19 protein-coding genes are annotated in these 17,143 nt (G+C 67.6%); 8 read left to right on the top strand and 11 right to left on the bottom strand.

What is annotated here, in order from left to right:
* Positions 1–11: 11 nt before the first annotated feature.
* From EV653_RS11595 to EV653_RS11580, 4 genes are all read left to right on the top strand, one after another.
* Positions 12–1,259, top strand: coding sequence for a sensor histidine kinase (locus EV653_RS11595; protein WP_134101386.1), 1,248 nt, complete (start codon positions 12–14; stop codon positions 1,257–1,259).
* Between the two features lie 161 nt (positions 1,260–1,420).
* Positions 1,421–3,010 (top strand): MFS transporter, encoded by a 1,590-nt coding sequence (locus tag EV653_RS11590; RefSeq protein ID WP_134101383.1) that lies wholly within the window; start codon positions 1,421–1,423, stop codon positions 3,008–3,010.
* A gap of 180 nt (positions 3,011–3,190) precedes the next feature.
* On the top strand, positions 3,191–4,027 hold the full coding sequence (locus tag EV653_RS11585) for an alpha/beta fold hydrolase (protein WP_134101380.1): 837 nt from the start codon (positions 3,191–3,193) through the stop codon (positions 4,025–4,027).
* Positions 4,028–4,066: 39 nt separating this feature from the next.
* Complete coding sequence (locus EV653_RS11580; RefSeq protein ID WP_134101377.1) at positions 4,067–4,873, top strand: alpha/beta fold hydrolase; 807 nt, start codon at positions 4,067–4,069, stop codon at positions 4,871–4,873.
* Here the strand turns inward: EV653_RS11580 and EV653_RS11575 are convergent.
* From EV653_RS11575 to EV653_RS11555, 5 genes are all read right to left on the bottom strand, one after another.
* A complete protein-coding gene (locus EV653_RS11575) occupies positions 4,857–5,243 on the bottom strand; it encodes a VOC family protein (protein ID WP_134101374.1) in 387 nt (128 codons plus the stop codon). The genes EV653_RS11580 and EV653_RS11575 overlap by 17 nt on opposite strands.
* A 134-nt stretch (positions 5,244–5,377) precedes the next feature.
* Entirely contained in the window at positions 5,378–6,244 is an 867-nt protein-coding gene (locus EV653_RS11570; protein WP_134101371.1) for a universal stress protein, read from the bottom strand.
* 128 nt (positions 6,245–6,372) lie between these two features.
* Complete coding sequence (locus EV653_RS11565; protein WP_134101368.1) at positions 6,373–6,903, bottom strand: DUF1440 domain-containing protein; 531 nt, start codon at positions 6,901–6,903, stop codon at positions 6,373–6,375.
* 13 nt (positions 6,904–6,916) lie between these two features.
* Complete coding sequence (locus EV653_RS11560) at positions 6,917–7,237, bottom strand: Rieske (2Fe-2S) protein (RefSeq protein WP_134101366.1); 321 nt, start codon at positions 7,235–7,237, stop codon at positions 6,917–6,919.
* Positions 7,238–7,268: 31 nt separating this feature from the next.
* Positions 7,269–8,999, bottom strand: a complete 1,731-nt coding sequence (locus tag EV653_RS11555) for a GMC oxidoreductase (RefSeq protein ID WP_134101363.1) — start codon at positions 8,997–8,999, stop codon at positions 7,269–7,271.
* 267 nt (positions 9,000–9,266) lie between these two features.
* Here EV653_RS11555 and EV653_RS11550 point away from each other — a divergent pair, with 267 nt between their 5' ends.
* From EV653_RS11550 to EV653_RS11540, 3 genes are all read left to right on the top strand, one after another.
* Positions 9,267–9,767, top strand: coding sequence for a hypothetical protein (locus tag EV653_RS11550; RefSeq protein ID WP_134101360.1), 501 nt, complete (start codon positions 9,267–9,269; stop codon positions 9,765–9,767).
* Between the two features lie 5 nt (positions 9,768–9,772).
* A complete protein-coding gene (locus EV653_RS11545) occupies positions 9,773–10,594 on the top strand; it encodes an alpha/beta fold hydrolase (RefSeq protein WP_202871550.1) in 822 nt (273 codons plus the stop codon).
* 126 nt (positions 10,595–10,720) lie between these two features.
* Positions 10,721–12,625, top strand: coding sequence for a glycoside hydrolase family 15 protein (locus EV653_RS11540; protein WP_238159679.1), 1,905 nt, complete (start codon positions 10,721–10,723; stop codon positions 12,623–12,625).
* Between the two features lie 2 nt (positions 12,626–12,627).
* On the opposite strand, the gene EV653_RS11535 is transcribed toward EV653_RS11540, so the two are convergent.
* Together EV653_RS11535 and EV653_RS11530 are read right to left on the bottom strand one after the other, a co-directional pair.
* Positions 12,628–13,206: an orotate phosphoribosyltransferase gene (locus tag EV653_RS11535; protein ID WP_202871549.1), complete on the bottom strand. Its 579-nt coding sequence runs from the start codon at positions 13,204–13,206 to the stop codon at positions 12,628–12,630.
* Positions 13,207–13,605: 399 nt separating this feature from the next.
* A complete protein-coding gene (locus tag EV653_RS11530) occupies positions 13,606–13,944 on the bottom strand; it encodes a hypothetical protein (RefSeq protein WP_166679241.1) in 339 nt (112 codons plus the stop codon).
* Here EV653_RS11530 and EV653_RS11525 point away from each other — a divergent pair.
* Entirely contained in the window at positions 13,859–14,164 is a 306-nt protein-coding gene (locus EV653_RS11525) for a LuxR C-terminal-related transcriptional regulator (RefSeq protein WP_134101352.1), read from the top strand. The two genes, EV653_RS11530 and EV653_RS11525, sit on opposite strands and share 86 nt — an antisense overlap.
* Positions 14,165–14,197: 33 nt before the next feature.
* On the opposite strand, the gene EV653_RS11520 is transcribed toward EV653_RS11525, so the two are convergent.
* The 4 genes from EV653_RS11520 to EV653_RS11505 form a co-directional block, all read right to left on the bottom strand.
* On the bottom strand, positions 14,198–15,196 hold the full coding sequence (locus tag EV653_RS11520; RefSeq protein ID WP_202871548.1) for a hypothetical protein: 999 nt from the start codon (positions 15,194–15,196) through the stop codon (positions 14,198–14,200).
* Positions 15,197–15,235: 39 nt separating this feature from the next.
* The gene (locus EV653_RS11515) at positions 15,236–15,682 is read right to left on the bottom strand and encodes a DUF1931 family protein (RefSeq protein WP_134101350.1); all 447 of its coding nucleotides are present in this window, start codon (positions 15,680–15,682) and stop codon (positions 15,236–15,238) included.
* A 71-nt stretch (positions 15,683–15,753) separates the two neighbouring features.
* Positions 15,754–16,662, bottom strand: coding sequence for a PrsW family intramembrane metalloprotease (locus EV653_RS11510; protein ID WP_134101347.1), 909 nt, complete (start codon positions 16,660–16,662; stop codon positions 15,754–15,756).
* Between the two features lie 34 nt (positions 16,663–16,696).
* On the bottom strand, positions 16,697–17,119 hold the full coding sequence (locus EV653_RS11505) for a hypothetical protein (protein WP_134101344.1): 423 nt from the start codon (positions 17,117–17,119) through the stop codon (positions 16,697–16,699).
* Positions 17,120–17,143: the final 24 nt, after the last annotated feature.

Here is a 17,143-nt window from a genome sequence, read left to right as displayed (position 1 = left end):
GAGGTGACGTGATGCGGATACGGGTGACACTGGCGGCGGTCCTGGTCGTCGGGATCGCCCTGGTGGGCGGTGCGCTGGTGCTCGTCGCGTTGCTGGGGAACGTACTCACCGGCCAGGTCTGCCAGGACTCCCACGAACGTGCCGCGCAACTTGCCACAGGCAACGATCGGCAGACGTCGACGGCCACAGAGCTGATCCAATGGACCGATTCGGCCACTGCCGGTGGGCGTATTGCGTCGCCAGGCAGCGGTTGCGTTGCGGTCGAGCCGCCGGGCTACACCGAGGACTTCGTCTTCGCCTCGGCTGCGTCCGGTGCGGGGGAGGTGATCGTCGGGCGGCCGCTGGTCGACGTACTGGACTCGACGCGTTTCGTACGGCGGGTGCTCGTCGTCGGCGTGCCGCTGATGATGGGAGTGGTCGGCGGGGTGACGTGGCTGGTGACAGGGCGGATGCTGGCACCGGTCACCGCGATCCGCCGGGAGGTCGACGAGATCACCGCTGCCGAGCTGCATCGTCGTGTTCCCAGCGCGCGCGGGGACGAGGTCGGACGCCTCGCGACGACGATGAACCGGATGCTCGACCGGCTGCAACGCTCGCACGAGAGTCAGTTGCAGTTCGTCTCGGACGCTTCGCACGAGTTGCGGTCGCCGATTGCCACGATCCGTCAGCATGCCGAGGTGGCGCGGGCCTATCCCGACCGTACGTGCGTCGCAGACCTCGCCGCGACGGTGTTGGCCGAGGATCTGAGGATGCAGGGCCTGGTGGACGACCTCCTCCTGCTCGCCCGGGCCGATGAGGAGCCGGCCGGATGTCCGGACACGCCGGTCGACCTCGATGACGTGGTGTTCGCGGCAGCCGAGCAGTTGCGCGTGGCAACGAACCTGACCATCGAGACGGCAGCTGTCTCGGCGGGTCAGGTCCGCGGCGACAGGGTCGCGCTCGCGCGGATGGTCGGCAATCTCGCCGACAACGCGGCGCGGCATGCTCGAAGCCTCGTCACCTTCTCGCTGTCGGAGTCCGCCGACGGTGTCGTGCTGACAGTCGCCGACGACGGCCCCGGCATCGCGCCCGCGGACAGGTCACGGGTCTTCGACCGGTTCGTCCGGCTCGACTCGGCCCGCACCCGCGAGTCCGGCGGCGCCGGCCTCGGCCTCGCAATCGTCGCCAAGATCGTCCGGCAACACGGCGGCACGATCGAGATCGACACCTCGCCCAACGGCGGCGCAAGCCTCGTCGTGAGCATCCCCAGGCCGGCTTGATCGCTTCGACGGTCCTGGCGCGGTTACGGGTTTGGTGTGCGGCGCCGGCCACGGACCAGTAACCCCGCCAGTGGCTCCCACTGGGGTGAGTGGGGTCTGACCGACCGACGGTTGAAACATCAACTGCGCATCGGCGCGGGGTGGCGCCCGGAGGAGTGGACATGACGACCAGTGAGGTCAGTGAGAACGCGACGATAACCTCGTCACGGCAGCGGTGGACATTGGTGCTGGTGTTGACGGCGGCGTTCATGTTGCTGCTGGACATCACCGTGGTGAGTGTGGCGCTGCCGTCGATTCAGCGCGATCTGAGTGCGAGTTTGCCCGATCTGCAGTGGGTGAGCGCCGCGTACGCCCTGGCGCTGGCCGTGCTGCTCCTGCCGGCGGCCACCTTGGGGGATCGGGTGGGCCGTCGCCGGGTCTTCCTGATCGGCATGGTCGTCTTCACGATCGGGTCGCTGGCAAGCGCCCTGGCTACGACGGCGCTGACGCTCGAGTTGTTCCGCGCGCTGCAGGGAGTCGGTGGCGCCGCGCTGTTCGCAGCCGCGACGCCGCTTCTCCGGGCGGAGTTCTCCGGTCCGGCCTTGGGTCGGGCGTTGGGCGCGTTCGGCGCCACCCTCGGCGGTGCCAGCGCTATCGGGCCGCTGGTCGGCGGGGTACTGACCGACGCCTTCGGCTGGCGGTCGATCTTCTTCATCAACCTGCCGATCGGCGTGCTGGCGTTGGTGATCGGATGGGCGAAGTTGCGCGAGTCCGGTAACCCGGCCGGCGGCCGGGCCGATTGGCTGGGAACGGCGCTGATTGTCGTGGCGCTCACCGCGCTGATGTTCGCGCTGATCCGCGGCAACTCCTCGGGCTGGGCGAGCCCGGAGATCGTGACGCTGTTCGCGGTCGCGGCGGTCGCTCTTGCGGCGTTCGTGGTCTACGAGTTGCGCATCGCGTCCGCACCGATGGCCGACCTCCGGCTGTTCGGGCGCCGCAGCTTCGTCGCGACGGGGTTCGACGCGTTCGCGATCTCGGCGACTGTGATCGGGACGATCACCTACCTCTCGCTCTATGTTCAGAACACTCTGGGCAACTCTCCGGTCCAGGGCGGGCTGCGGTTGCTGCCGATGTTCCTGGCCTCGTTCGCGGTCGCCCTCCTGACCGGCCGGTTGATCGGCAAGGTAGCGATGCGAATGCTGCTGGGGGTAGCGATGGCCTTGGCTGCCGCTGGGTTGGCCTCGATGGCTCATCTGACCGCCACCTCCGGCTGGCTCGTCCTGCTGCCCGGCTTGATCCTGGCGGGGACCGGCCTCGGCGTCACCTCCACCGCCTTGCCCTCGGCGGCGCTTTCGGCGGTGGAACCGCCCCGCGCCGGGATGGCTGCCGGCCTCACGAACACGCTGCGGCAGGTCGGCACAGCGACCGGGGTGGCGGTGTTCGGCGCGCTGTACGCAAACCGTGTCACCGCCGCCACGGTGCATGAACTGGCAGGGCAGGGCGTGCCGCCCGACGCGATCCACAGGCTGGCGGCCGCCGTCGCCTCCGGCGAGGGCACCCGGGTAGCGGCCACTCTGCCACCCGAAACCCGCGCGGTGGTCGCCAACGCTGCCCGCGCAGGTACGGCGAGCGGTCTCAACGACGTACTGCTCGCGGCGGCCGCTTTCGCGGCGCTCGCAGCCGTCGTCGGCTTCGCCTTCGGACCCGACCCAGCCAAACGAGCGCCGGCCCGCGCCGCGGCCGTCGACCAGCCCACCAATCCACGCCCGTAGCGCCGCCGGCAGTGCTGCGGAGGACCGACCGGGACCGTTGTTGAGGATTGCGGTGGCTTCGTGGGTGGTCGAGGTTCTGGTTTCGGCGCACGGATGAGCCGGGGACCACCCCTGGGTCCAGGGTCAGACACCAGTGTCTTCACTGGCGCGATCGGCGTACGTCGGAGTGAGTCTGGGGTCATGACGAACATTCCTGATACTCAGACGAGAACGATCAGCGCCGCGAACGGGATCGAGTACGCCTATCGCGAGACAGGAACCGGTACGCCGGTTCTCGTTCTCCTGCAGCACTTCCGCGGGAACCTCGACAACTGGGATCCCGCCTTGATCGACGCGTTGGCGAGCGGCCGGAGAGTCGTGACGTTCGACAACGCCGGCGTCGGCGGATCCACCGGTACGACGCCGAGTACGGTCACGCAGATGGCACGTGATGCCATCGCCTTCATCGACGCCCTCGAACTCGACTCGGTCGACCTGCTCGGCTTCTCGATCGGGAGTTTCGTGGCGCAGGAGATCGCGTTGACGAGGCCGGCGCTCGTACGTCGTCTGGTCCTCGCGTCGTCCGCGCCGCGAGGTGCCGCGGGCATGCACGGCTGGGCGCCCGACGTGATTGCAGCGGTCGGCGCTCCCGGACGCAACGCGGACGGCTACCTCGACGTCTTCTTCACCGACTCGGCTGCCAGCCGGCAAGCGGGCGGCGAAAGCCTGAAACGACAGACCGCCCAGCGTGACGATCGCGATGCACTGACCACCTGGCAGACGCGGCAGGCGCAGTACGAGGCCGTCAATGAATGGGGCATCCCCGATCACAGTCAACTCCAGCGGGTGAGCGCGATCGAGATGCCGGTGTTCGTTGCCAACGGTGACAGCGATCCGATGATCCTGCCGCACTTCTCGTACCTGCTCGCCGGTCTGATCCCGCAGGCACAGCTGAAGCTCTACCCCGACGCCGCCCACGGATTCCTGTTCCAGCACCACACCGAATTCGCCCGCGACGTCGACGCCTTCCTGACCTGATCGAAGCGCCGTACGCGGTAGCTCTGAAGGAGTTACACCATGAAGACACAGTTCCGCACCGTTGACGGAGTCCAGATCCGGTACGCCGACACCGGCGGATCGCATGAAACCACCGTGCTGCTGACGAGCCCCTGGCCGGAGAGCATCTACGCCTTCTCGCCGGTGTGGAAGGTGCTCGCCGAGCACGCCCGGCTGTTCGCGATCGACCTGCCAGGTTTCGGAGCGTCCGAGACCCGCGATGACCTGATGTCACCGCGGGCCATGGGCACCTTCCTCACCAAGGTCATCGCCGACGCGGATCTCGGCCGGCCATACATCGTCGGACCGGATGTCGGTACGGCGGCCGCCCTGTTCGCAGCCGCACAACAACCCGAGCAGATCGCCGGTCTGATCGTCGGCACGGGCGCGGCGTCCGTACCGCTCGACCTCGGTGAGCCGCTGGCGTCGTGGGTCGTCGACCCGGACCTCGACAAGTACCGCACGATCGACCCGAGCATGATCGTGAACGTCGCTGTCGACGGAATCGCGGGCGGTGTTCCTGACGACATCCGGGCCGACTACGTGGCGTCGTACCAAGGCGACCGCTTCGTCGATTCGATGCGCTACGTCCGCCGCTATCCACAAGAGCTGCCCGAGCTTCGTGACCTGTTGCCGACCATCACGACGCCGGTCACGCTCATCAACGTCCGCCACGATCGCGTCGTACCGCTGTCCAACGCGGAGTTCCTCGACGCCCGCCTGCCCAACAGCCGCCTGGTCGCGGTCGACTCCGGCCACTTCATCTGGGAGGAGATCCCGGATCAGTACGCCGCCACGGTCATCGAGGCGATCACGCCGAAGGAGTGAAGAGCTCGATCGCCATGCCCTCCACCAGTACCCACTCGTTCTCATCTGGGTCGCGGAAGGAGATCGCGCGGACGCCGGTCGGCAGGTCCCGGACGGGGCCGGGAGCGGCGCCACGCTGGACGAGCTCGGACCGGGCCGCCTCGACTTCCGGAACGGTCAGCACGACGCAGGAGGGCCCTGGCAGGGCGGCGACGATCGCGCTCCCGAAGAGGATCGAACAGGTCGATCCGGGTGGCGTGAGCCGGACGACGCGAGAGCCGTCGCCGGTCGTCACGTCGAGGTCGAGCCGGAAGCCGAGCGCGCGGTAGAAATGCCGGGAGCGATCGGCGTCGGACACCGGTACGACGACGGCCTCGAGTCTGGTCTCCATGAAAGAACTCCTTCGACGATGTACTTCGATCGTCGCCGGACCCGATCGCCGTCGCGTCCGGGAGAGTCCCTGGTCCCTACCTCGGCGTTCCCAACGTGGTCAGGTTTGGACCCGTTGGTGAGACCGAACAACGCTCAGACGGTATCTGCGCCGACCACGACGACCGGACCGCGAGCCAGCCGCTGAACCGTGCAGGCAGTCGACCCGTACAGCAGTCGCCGGAGCCATCCGTGGGTCGTGGAGCCGATCACGGTCAATGCGGCCCCTGCGGATTCGGCCAGGATCGCGGAGTCGGCCGGGCCGGTCGTGACACTCCACCGGACGTCGACGTCGGGGTACGCCATCTGCCAGACGCGCACGGTCTCCTCGATGTCGCTGCGTCGATCGACGCAGGTAGCGTGGACGATCGTCAGGCCGGTGCCGCGGCGGCGGGCCGCCCGGAAGGCGAATCCCAGCACCGGCTGCGGACCGCCGTTCCCGTCGACCCCGACGACCACCCGGCCGACTGACGATCCGGGCGCGTACGGCGAGGTCAACCCGATCACGGCCACGGAGTTCGGCGTACGGCGCGACAGCCGGCGGATCGAGGACCGGCCGGATCGATGGTGATGCCCGAGGACCAGAAGACTCTGCCGACCGCCGTGTTCGGCCGCCCGTGCGAGGGCGGCGGCAGGCTTGCCGGGGAAGACGATGGTCCCGATACGCAGACCGGACGCGATCCGGCTGGCCCTGTGCTCCGCGACCTCGACGACCTTCTCCGCGGCCTCACGGACCCGCGGGTCGACGGTCGCGTTGCCGAACGGGTCGAGTACGCGGGCCCAGGGGAAGGCGTGCACGATCCGGAGCTCGGAGTGACGCGCCGCGGCCTCGGCGGCGGCCCACTCCACCGCGTCCCTGCTGTCCTCGGTGCCCTTGACCAGGACGATCACCGGACCGTGATCCGGTCCCGCCGCGGTCGCGGGTACGGCGCTGGCCGTTTGTCCGCCGCGAAAGAGCTTCATCCGATGCCTCCCAATGCGATTTCTCCCGATGACCTCAACTCTGGCCCCGGAGCCGTCGCATCACACCAGGGAGACTCCCTGGCCCGCACCCCTGGCTGGGCCGCGGCGTTGATCTGGGATTCGCGTAGTCAGAGCCGGAATCTGCGCGCGAGCCTGAAGACCGCGGCCGTTGTCAGGCCGTAGACCAGGTGAGCGCTCAGGTCCTTCGCGAGGGTCTTACGGTCGTACTTCCAGATGGGCTCGTAAAGCTTGGCGGCCGGCAGTACGACGTACCCCGACCCCCAGACGCCGGCGCCGAACGGTATGCCGTACCAGACCTGCGGATTCCGCAGCGAGCCGGCGAGTACGCCGTACGCGGCTCCGTTGGCGATGCCGTAGCCCCAGTGCATGATGTTGTTGACCAGCGCGGCCCGGTCGTCGGGCAACTCGCGCTGCAGCAACCCGTCGTACAGACGTCTCCCGACCTGGGCGGGTGCCGCCGCCTGATCCCAGCTGTGGATGTCGGCGGAGAACTCCCAGCGCGCGAATTCGCCGTCGCCGCCGCCCTTGCGGTAGCGGAAGTAGAGCAACGTATCCATGGCGATGGTCCCGACGGTTCCGGCCAGGAGACCGCGCGCGATTGCTCCGACCGGCGTCAGGCACTGACGGTTGAGTTTCATGAGGTCGTCTCCTTCACAGCCCGATTGCGAGATTGCCGTCGAGTTCCTGGACTTCGTAGCTGCTCAGCGGTCGGCTCGCCGGCCCGTTGAGCACCGCGCCGCTCGTGACGTCGAACCGCGAGCCGTGGCACTGGCACATGATCGTGCGCCCGGTGAGCAGTCCGCTGGACAGCGGGCACGGGTCACCGCCGCACGTGCAGAGATCGTCGAAGCTGTACAGGCGGCCGTCGATCCGGGCGAGGGCGATGCGGAGTTTTCGATCGCCGAGGTAGTACGGAACGACGACGCCGTCAGCGATCGGCGCGAGCGGCTCGAGGGCGCGAAGATCGGTCATCGGTCTGCTCCTTTGGCCTTGATACGGGCAGTCAGTACGGGTAGTCGGGGATGACGTCGGCCTTCTTGGCGTCGAGCCGCAGCTCGGCCGGAGCGCCCGCGGGTACGGCGGGCCGGTGCGGCATCACGGGGGCGACGCGCTGGTAGCCCGACCCCAATGGCGGCCTCGGATCCACGTCACCCTTGTTCGGCCACAGCGACAGCGCTCGTTCGGCGAGGGCGGTGATCGAGAGTGACGGGTTCACGCCCGTGTTGGCCGGCATCACGCTGCCGTCGATCACGTGCAGGCCGGGCTGGCCGAAGACCCGCTGGTACGGGTCGACCGCGCCGCTCTCGCTGTTGTCCCCGATCGGAATGCCGCCGGTGAAGTGGGCCGACGCGGTGCGGTTGACGACCTCGAACGGCAACGCTCCCTGGTGGCCGCCCATCAGAGCGGTCATCCGGTCGACGAACTGCTCCACGGCCGGGATGTGGACCACCGGCGGCGTGCCGGTCTGCTTACTCCGAAGTCGGCCGTCGCCCCAGTAGAGGTCGATCGACGTGTCGGTCGTCTGCGAGCACAGCATGATGACAGTGCGCTCGGCCCAGTTCCGCGGGTCGTCGAAGCTGAGCACCGAGCTCGGCTCGTCGATGAGCTGCTTGATCCAGGCTGCTGTCGGGTGCTTCTGCTCGCCGTGCTGGTGGTAGGTGACCAGAAACGCGAACAGGTCGTTGCCGACGCCCCAGTAGACCGGCTCGATGCTCGTGACGGGATCCGGCCAGACGCCGGAGGTGATCGACACCGACCCCGGCGTGAACGTGATCTTGTCCGGATCGGCCTTCCACTCCGCATGCGTGCGCGTGATCGCGAGGAGTTGCTCGGAGTTGGTCCGAGCCCTGTGGCCGAGTTCGGTGGAGACACCGGTGAGTCGGCCCTCGTGCTGCATGTGCAGCAAGAGTTTCGACGAGCCGTACGCGTGGGCTGCGACGATCACCTGCTCGGCGGTGTAGGTGTGCTGCTGACTGTGCGCGGCTCGTTGTGCCCAGCCCGGATGCCGGGCATGGACCTCGAAGCCGCCGCCCTCGAGCGGGATCAGGTCGTGGACCTCGTGCAGCTCGTGGACCTGGGCGCCCAGCCGCTCCGCGAGGTACAGGTAGTTGGTGGTCAGCTTGTTCTTCGCGTTGTGGCCACAGCCGATGTTGCACTTGCCGCAGGAGATGCACCCGGTACGACGCGGTCCGGCGCCGCCGAAGTACGGATCCTCGGCCTCGACGCCGGGGCTGCCGAAGTACACGCCGACGGGCGCCTTGTTGAAGGTCTCGCCGCGTCCCAGCTCGGTCGCGACCTGCAACATGACACGGTCGACGTCGGTGGGCATGTACGGGTACCGAACGGCGCCGAGCATCCGGGTGGCCTGGTCGTAGTGCGGAGCCAGTTCGTCGGCCCAGTCGGTGATGCTCGACCATTCGGGAGCATCGAAGAACTGCTTCGGCGGGACGTACAGCGTGTTGGCGTAGACATGTGACCCGCCACCGACGCCCGCGCCGGACAGGACGAGCACGTCATCGAGGTACTCGACCCGCTGGATCCCGTAGAGCTCCGCCGCCGGGAACCACAGGAACCCCGGCAGATGCCACTGGCTCTTCGGGATGTCTGCGTCGCTCCAGCGCTTCCCCGACTCGAGAACCCCGACGCGGTACCCCTTCTCCGCGGCACGCAGCGCAGCAACACTGCCACCGAACCCGGACCCCACGATCAGCACGTCATAGTCGAAGGTAGCCATCGGAATCTCCCTCGCCGGCCATTGTCACGGACCACGCTGCCCCCTGACCACCCCAGGTCACACCAGGGAACCCACTGGCAGACACACGGGTCCGCCGCGGCCCTACGTACGGCCCATCCGTACGCTCCCGGCGCGCTGTCGGGCGCCGACGGTCGGACGCCTCACGGCCTTGCGCTGGTGTATCGACCAGGGATTTCCCCTGGGGTGATGCATCAACCTGCGGCGGAAAGTGGAGTCATCGAAGGGCTCCTAGCAAAGGAAAAGGCAATGACCACCATCCGCTTCAGCGAAACCACCACCTCGACGCCCGCGCAGTTCATCGCGGCGCTGACCGACTTCGGGCCGGGTCGCGCGCAGCTGTTCGCGAACAGCAGCGACGACTACCTGAAGGTGCACGATCAGGGACCCGGCTACGCCGACGTCACCGAAGGATCGGGCGGCGTGTGGGAGCGCCTGCACTACAACTGGTCCAACCCGCACCACGTCGTCCTCACCACGACCGACTCCAACGTCTGGGGCGGCGCCTCCGGACACTCCTACACCCTCACCGAGCACTCCGACGGCGCGACCACGATCGACGTCGTGATCGTCCGCGAGGGCAAGAACCTCAAGGGCCATCTGCTCGCGACCCTGTTCGCGCTCGGCGGCAAGAAGGTACTGCGCAAGGCCTTCGACAACACCGTCCGGGCCATCGAGGCCCGCAACATCCCATCCACCACCACCCCCATCACCACCACCCCCATCTCCACCACCCGGACCGAGGTCTGACCACCATGAAGAACTTGATGCCCAAGGCAAGAAACCTGATCCTCGCAGCGCTCGGCACCGCGGTGCTGCTCGGCGGCGCGACCACCGCTCAGGCCGCCCAGTCGTCGTCCACCCAATCGTCGTCGACCTCGTCGGCCCAGACGAAGCCGACCATCGTGCTCCTGCACGGCGCCTTCGCCGATGGGTCCACCTGGTCGGAGGTGACCGGACGGCTCCAGCACGACGGCTATACAGTCGTCGCGCCTGCAGTGCCACTCCGCGGGATCGCCGCCGACACGTCGTACCTGAGCGGCGTACTCGCGACCATCCCCGGCCCGAAGGTACTCGTCGGTCACTCCTACGGCGGCGCGCTGGTCAGTGAGCTGGCCGACACGGCCGATGTGAAGTCCCTGGTCTACGTGGCCGCGTTCATCCCGCAGGCCGGCGAGACGCTGGGTGCGCTGAACTCGCAGTTCCCGGGCAGTGAGCTCGGCCCGCAGCTCGTGCCGATCAACTACCCCGGTGGTGTCGACCTCGCGATCAAGCCGGAGAACTCCCGCGCCGTCTTCGCCGCCGACCTGCCCGTCCGTCAGGCAGACGTGTTCGTCTCCGCTGAGCGTCCGATCGCCGCCTCGGCGTTCGACGAGCCCGTCGCCGAGACCGCTCCGACCACGGTCCCGAAGTACGCCGTGATCCCGACCGGTGACCACGCCATCGCCCCCGCGGCAGAGCGCTTCATGGCCAAACGGGCGAACGCCACCATCACCGAGATCGCCGGCGCCTCCCACCTGGTCGCGCTGTCACAGCCCGCAGCCGTGACCAGCGTGATCGAACGAGCCGCCCGTTGACAGCCGCCACCGAAGAGCCGGCCGGAGTACCTACTCCGGCCGGCTCTTTCGTCGCATGATGAAGGGTCGAGGAGGCGAGATGGCCAATGCAGCTACAGCCAAGAGCCCTGATACGGGGGCGGGGAAGTGACGTCGCCCGAGTCGTTGGTACGTCGGAGCGCCCACCCGCCGATTGCGGAGTACGCCTTCTTGTCGGACTGCGAGTCCAATTGCCTGATCGCGCCCAGCGGTGCGGTGGAGTGGATGTGCCTGCCGCGGCACGACTCGCCGAGTGTCTTCGGGGCAATCCTCGACCGCGCGGCGGGGAGCTTCCGGCTCGGTCCGCACGGCGTCCGGGTGCCTGCGGCACGTCGGTATCTGCCGGGCAGCCTGATGCTCGAGACGACCTGGAAGACGCCGACCGGCTGGCTGATCGTCCGTGATGCGCTGCTCATGGGTCCGTGGCACAAGATCTCCGAGCGGTCCGGGTCTCACCGCCGTACGCCGACGGACTACGACGCCGAGCACTGCTTGTTGCGGACGGTCAAATGCGTCAGCGGCGTTGTGGATCTCGCGATGGTGTGCGAGCCGATGTTCGGGTACGGCCGGCGCGAAGCACGCTGGACGTACGACGGTCCCGGGTACGGCGAGGCCGTGGCGACCTGCCCTGACGTGGATCACGATGTCACGCTCAAGCTGACCACGGATCTACGCCTCGGTCTGGAGGGAGGCACGGCGGGGGCAAGGACACGTATGTCTCAGGGCGATACGGCGTACGTGGCACTCTCGTGGTCGGCCGTGGCACCGCCACACACCTGGACCGAAGCCCTTGAACGGATGGGGAGAACGGCCGAGTACTGGCGGCAGTGGATGAACGTCGGCGTCTTCCCGGATCATCCGTGGAGCCGCCATCTGGCGCGCAGCGCACTCACGCTGAAAGGGCTGACCTTCGCTCCAACCGGGGCTCTGCTTGCCGCCGCAACGACCTCCCTGCCCGAGACGCCACGCGGCGAGCGGAACTGGGACTACCGGTACACGTGGATCCGAGACTCCACGTTCGCCCTCTGGGGGCTGTACACCATCGGGCTGGATCGCGAGGCCAACGACTTCTTCTGCTTCCTCACTGAGATGTGCGACGCCGATCACGACATGCAGATCATGTATGGCATCGGCGGTGAGCGTGACCTGCCGGAGCAGATCCTGGACCACCTCGGCGGCTACGAGGGCGCGAGACCGGTCCGCGTCGGAAACGCGGCCTATCTACAGCGTCAGCATGACGTCTGGGGCGCGGTCCTCGACTCGGTCTATCTGCATGCCCGCTCCCGGGACCAGGTGCCTGAAAGCCTGTGGCCGGTCCTCAAGCGAGCTGTGGAGGCGGCCGCGAAGCACTGGCGCGAGCCCGATCGCGGGATCTGGGAATCACGGGGTGAACCGCAGCACTTCACCTCGTCCAAGCTGATGTGCTGGGTCGCCCTGGATCGCGGTGCCAAGCTGGCGCGGCTGCACGACGAGCCGGGATACGCCGACGACTGGCAAGTGGTCGCCGACGAGATCCGTGAGGACATCTGCACCCACGGTGTCGACGATAGGGGAGTCTTCGTGCAGCGGTACGGCGCCACCACGCTCGATGCCTCGCTGTTGCTGGTCCCCTTGCTCCGGTTCCTGCCGCCTGACGATCCGCGGGTTCGTGCCACCGTGCGGGCGATTGCCGACGAGCTCACCGAGGACGGCATGGTGCTGCGGTACCGCGTCTCGGAGACCGACGACGGAATGACCGGCGCGGAGGGAACGTTCACGATCTGCTCGTTCTGGCTGGTGTCCGCGCTCGTCGAGATCGGCGAGCTGGCCGAGGCGACCGCGCTGTGCGAGAAGCTGCTGTCCTACGCGAGCCCGCTCGGCCTGTACGCCGAGGAGATCGACCCGCTCACCGGACGCCAACTCGGCAACTTCCCCCAGGCGTTCACCCATCTGGCGCTGATCAACGCCATCACCCACATCATCCGCGCCGAGGAAGCAACCGGCGCCTTCCTCCCCGCCCGCGGGCGGTTCTGAGGTCAGGCGGCGTGGTCGAGCAGCGACCAGCGGGGATCGTCATCGGTCCAGTGGTTGACCAGGGCGTTGACCGCGAGCCGGTGGGTCGCGGGATCGAGAATGCCGGCGTCGGTCGCCGCGTCGAGGACCTCGAGATAGGTCGCGACGGACTCGATCGGAAGCGTCTTGGCGATCGGGACCACCGAGGTCGCAACATCACGCATGTCGACGAGAGTGAAAACCCCGACGAGGATCGCCCCTTCGCTCTGCAGCTCGTCTGCGAACGCTTCGAGCGCCTTGCCCGACGAGACCGCGTCGTCGACCAGCAGTACCCGCCGCCCGGCAACCGAGGCTCCACGGACCCGCGGTTCATGGTCCTCGTGCCCCACATACCCGGGCTTGCGAACAAACGCGAACGGAAGATCGCCGGCCAGTGCAACCGCCGTACCCAGCGGGATCCCGCCCGTCTCCGCGCCGACGACCACGTCAACGCCCAGCCGATGCGCGAACTCCGCCCCCGGCACCGCCAGGTCATGAAGCAACTGCGGATCGCCGTACGCATTCTCGTTGGACAGCGGATGCAACGGCAGCCGCGTCTTCATGTCCCAGTGCGAAATGCCAGGCCGGACCAGGCCAGGCACGGTGGCAAGCCGGGTCACAAGATCCGTCTCCGGCACCGCGGAAAGCCGAGCAACGTCGCCACGGCCAACAACCCTGGTCCGCCTGGGATTCGCCAAAGTCACCTGATTCGTTGTCATACCTCGACAATCGCGCCACACGGGATCCATCGCGCCAGTAGCACACCCTGGCGCCCACCCTGGCACCCAACCGTCGGTCACCCGGAAGAGATTGTGGCTTTCTCCGGGGGATTAGGCGGCGGGCAGCATGGCTGCGGTGTGTTGGCGTCTGGCGACGATGGCCGGCCGCTGCGATCAGCCAGAAGGGGAGCAGCACGTAGTTCACGAGGCCGCCGGGTGGGATGCCGGCGTTGCCGAGTGCGCTCAAGGCGCGAGTACGACGGTGGCGATTGCGAACCACTTGGGCAGCACCGCATTGCGGATCCCGCCGAGGCCGATGGCCAGGAAGGCGGTCGCGATGCCGATGCCCATCCCGGCGAACCCGAAGTACCCGCTGTAGCTCAGCACGTGCAGAGCGGCGTCGTCACCGGTGTCGGCCGCCCCGTTGATCATTGCCCAGCTCGACACCACCATCTGCCCCAGGCCCGCGACGACCACGATCCAGCCGCCGTAGGCGATGCTTGAGTACGTCGCCTCCCGGGCCTCGCTCGACCGGAGCAGATTCCTGACGGCTGTCGCGAAGAACAGAAGCGCGATCCCCATCAGCACCAGGCTGCCCACGGCGGCGTTCCCGTCGCTGACCGACCGCGAGGTCCTGGAGTTGGTTGCCGCCGGCAAGGGCAATGCCACGATCGCGCACGAGTTGATGATCAGCCTCAAGACCGTGCGGGACCACGTGTGGAACATCTTCACCAAACTCCAGGTGCCCGACCGCTCAACCGCGATCGTCAAAGCCCGCCAGGCCGGTCTCGGCGGAAACTGAGGCTCCGTCGTCCGTCGAACGGCTTGACATTCGCTACGCGTCGTCGCGTTCCTGCTCGAGGCGGTTGCGGCGGTCCTGCTCGCGTTTGGAGTACGCGGCGGCGCGGATGGCCTCGTCCGACTCCAGGCTCGAGCCGAGTCCGCCGCCAACGGTTGCTGCCGATGCGACGAACCAGGCCAGGACGAGAAGGTCGGTGTGGCCGATCGGAACGTTGACGTACTTGCCCATCACGTGCGGGTCGAGGACGAAGAACGCCCATGCCAGGTTCACGACATAGAGGGCGACGTAACAGATCAGTCCGCCGGCCAGTAAGGTCAACAGTGTCGAGGTGTTGTAGAGGCGCGACCTTTCCCGCGCTTGCGGGGAGTCGTCGTCGGGCCGGTCCCACAGTTCGCCGTCGATCATGAGCCAGGCGGCGACGAGAGCGATCGAGGCGACGCTCGCGATCACCAGGCGCCACCAGGACAGCGAGCCTGCGAGGAGCCAGACCGTGGAGTTGACCGTGGCCACGGCCCCCGTCGCCAGTGCTGCCACAAGCGCAGACTTCAGGCCGGGAACGAGCAGCCATGGCCGGTTGGCGAGCACCATACCCATCAGCAGGCGCCAGCGGCCACGCACCCGCGGAAGGGCAACCCGGTGCTCGTCGGTCGTGTTCGGGTCCGCCATACCGCTGACCAATGAGCGCACCGCCCGACGGGTGCGGGTGCGCATCCGGAGTCCGCCCAACGCAGGCAAGGACAGCACCGCGGTCCGTTGCGCCGGGTCGGTGTCAACCAACAGGTGCCGACCCTCGTCGTCGTGCAGTGGAAGTTCGGTCAGACCGATCACGACGTCCCAGTCCTGCCGGCGCGCGCGCTCCTGGAGCCGGGCCTTGGCGCGGTCGACGTCTTCGGAGCCGGTGGTGAACGGTTCACTCACCACAGTGACGAGCCAACTGTCGCGACCGTCGAGTGGGCGCAGATCGGTCATTCTTCGGGCGATCTCGGTCGGCGCGGCGGGATCAGCCACCAGGCCGACGCGAATGGTTGCCACAGCAGCCCAGTACCCACTTATGGCGTCCACGACACCGGTCTAGAGCAGCAGGTCGAAGATCTGGAAGGTGCGTTCCCAAAGCTCCGAGCCCGGGTTGCGCACTTTCGGGTCGACGATCTTCATCGTGCGGGCGAGGGCGAGGCTCAGACCGCCGACGACCTCGGGGAGCCGGGACTCGGTGTCCTCGCTCAGCGTCGCGTCGAGCGGTGGCCAGGTGGCCAGCTGTTCCAGCACCGGTTTGAGCTCCACCTCGTCGTCGAGCGCGCGGAATTCGTGAATGGTCTCCTGGAGGCCTTTGGTCAGCGGCAGGTCGCGCCATTCGATGATGTCGCGGGCGTTCGCCTTCGCGGTGCCCTGCGCCGTCAGTAGCAGGTCGTAGAGCTGCTCGCCGATGAAGTCGTTGTGGCGTTTCAGATCGTCCTTGTCGACGTCAAGCGACGCCGCGAGACGAAAGAAGCGCTCGAACTTGGCCACGGCCATCACCATGACATGTCCTCCTTGGGTCGATCTCGTGGTCGATCTTGGGTCGATGCTGCCTATGCCGGTGCAGTCCGGATTCAGTGCCGCCGCGCGATGCTCGGCTCGGTCGTGGTCCGGCGCCACGCCACTCGCAACGTGATCAATCCCAGTACCGCCACGATCAGGAGCAACCCGTTGCTCAGCAGGGTGAACGTGCGCGTCTGCTCAGTGGTGGGCTGCGGCAGGTACCCCATCGAGAGCAGCTGGTACTGCCACCTGGTTCCGGTGAACAGGAAGGTGAGCGCCAGCGCGATGCTGTGCGAGTAGTCCCAGAAGGCGTGCACCACCGAGACCCACAGATAGGTGAGTATGACCGGCATCGTGTAACGGAACCGGCCTCCACGTGCCTCGTAGAAAAGCACTCCGCCGACGACTGCCGTCCAGAGTCCGTGACCGAACGGTGTGAGCACACCGCGCATCAGTTCTGTCTGCACCAGGGCGCTGAGCGAAAGGCCTTGGATGGTCAGTAGGGCGTTGAAGGCGTAGCCGGCCGTCTCGAAGGCAGCGAAGCCGAAACCCACCGCCGCGCCCAGGACGAAGCCGTCTCGCGCATGCCGGCGGGACAGCCGCCGGGCGACGAAGATGAGTGCACCGGCCTTGGCGGCCTCCTCGATCAGCCCGACTCCGAGGAACAACCACGGTGACGGATGGAGCAGGTAGGTCTCCAGGACGGACGCACCGAGCACACCGAGCACGCCGCCCAGGATGAAGGCGCTGACGATCAGCTCGGCGGTGACGTCCTCGTCGCGCCATCGCTCGAACGCCCAGGCTACGAAGGTGACCGGGACGAGGAAACTGCCGAGCAGGATCAGGGTGGGGACGAGATTGGCGTTCGCGGTGAGCAGCGTGACCACCAGGCACGCGATCCACAGCGCCAGACCTGCCAGGAAGACCCGCAGCCAGGTACGAGGATGCGTCGTGCCTGTTCGAGCAGCATTGAGAGTCACGCTGTGCCTCCCCAGAACGGAAACGGCGGTCGGGTCAGGACTCTTCGGTCAGGTCGTCGATGACAACGGACAGCCCGATGGCCAGCAGCCAGATGTCCTTGGCGATCGGGATGCCCTGCTCGGTCGGGCGGAGACTGCCTTCCTTCCGCAGACCCGGGGTCCGCAGATAGAGCCCGAGCAGGCCGCCGGAGAACGCCGTCAGACCTGCTCCGGCCAGCCAGCCGGGGATGATCGGAAGGAGCAGCGCCGCGCCGAGGGTCAGCTCGCTGATGGTCAGAACCCGCAGGAAGACCTTCGGGTCCATCTGTTTGAGCCCGGGATAGGCGCCGACGGCGAAGCCGTGCGTCTGCGCTGCTGCCGATTCGTCCTTGCCGAGCTTGCTCAGTCCGGAATTGAGGATGAAGGCACCGGAGCCGAGCCGCAGCGGAACCTGACGAGCCTTGATGCGCAGAACCATGATCGATCCTCACTTTCTGGCGAG

The sequence above is a fragment of the Kribbella pratensis genome (assembly GCF_004365355.1).
Classification (GTDB): domain Bacteria; phylum Actinomycetota; class Actinomycetes; order Propionibacteriales; family Kribbellaceae; genus Kribbella.
The sequence above is the reverse complement of the archived record's forward strand: the minus strand, read 5'-3'. Positions and strand labels throughout refer to the sequence as shown.

Bases quoted from the DNA above. Each gene is read 5' to 3' on its own strand.
- EV653_RS11560 (WP_134101366.1), bottom strand. From the start codon at position 7,237: ATGACCGATCTTCGCGCCCTCGAGCCGCTCGCGCCGATCGCTGACGGC.
- EV653_RS11535 (WP_202871549.1), bottom strand. From the start codon at position 13,206: ATGAAGACGCGGCTGCCGTTGCATCCGCTGTCCAACGAGAATGCGTAC.
- EV653_RS11515 (WP_134101350.1), bottom strand. From the start codon at position 15,682: ATGGTGATGGCCGTGGCCAAGTTCGAGCGCTTCTTTCGTCTCGCGGCG.
- EV653_RS11550 (WP_134101360.1), top strand. From the start codon at position 9,267: ATGACCACCATCCGCTTCAGCGAAACCACCACCTCGACGCCCGCGCAG.
- EV653_RS11530 (WP_166679241.1), bottom strand. From the start codon at position 13,944: ATGGGGATCGCGCTTCTGTTCTTCGCGACAGCCGTCAGGAATCTGCTC.
- EV653_RS11595 (WP_134101386.1), top strand. From the start codon at position 12: ATGCGGATACGGGTGACACTGGCGGCGGTCCTGGTCGTCGGGATCGCC.
- EV653_RS11580 (WP_134101377.1), top strand. From the start codon at position 4,067: ATGAAGACACAGTTCCGCACCGTTGACGGAGTCCAGATCCGGTACGCC.
- EV653_RS11565 (WP_134101368.1), bottom strand. From the start codon at position 6,903: ATGAAACTCAACCGTCAGTGCCTGACGCCGGTCGGAGCAATCGCGCGC.
- EV653_RS11590 (WP_134101383.1), top strand. From the start codon at position 1,421: ATGACGACCAGTGAGGTCAGTGAGAACGCGACGATAACCTCGTCACGG.
- EV653_RS11525 (WP_134101352.1), top strand. From the start codon at position 13,859: ATGCTTGAGTACGTCGCCTCCCGGGCCTCGCTCGACCGGAGCAGATTC.
- EV653_RS11545 (WP_202871550.1), top strand. From the start codon at position 9,773: ATGAAGAACTTGATGCCCAAGGCAAGAAACCTGATCCTCGCAGCGCTC.
- EV653_RS11575 (WP_134101374.1), bottom strand. From the start codon at position 5,243: ATGGAGACCAGACTCGAGGCCGTCGTCGTACCGGTGTCCGACGCCGAT.
- EV653_RS11555 (WP_134101363.1), bottom strand. From the start codon at position 8,999: ATGGCTACCTTCGACTATGACGTGCTGATCGTGGGGTCCGGGTTCGGT.
- EV653_RS11585 (WP_134101380.1), top strand. From the start codon at position 3,191: ATGACGAACATTCCTGATACTCAGACGAGAACGATCAGCGCCGCGAAC.
- EV653_RS11570 (WP_134101371.1), bottom strand. From the start codon at position 6,244: ATGAAGCTCTTTCGCGGCGGACAAACGGCCAGCGCCGTACCCGCGACC.
- EV653_RS11505 (WP_134101344.1), bottom strand. From the start codon at position 17,119: ATGGTTCTGCGCATCAAGGCTCGTCAGGTTCCGCTGCGGCTCGGCTCC.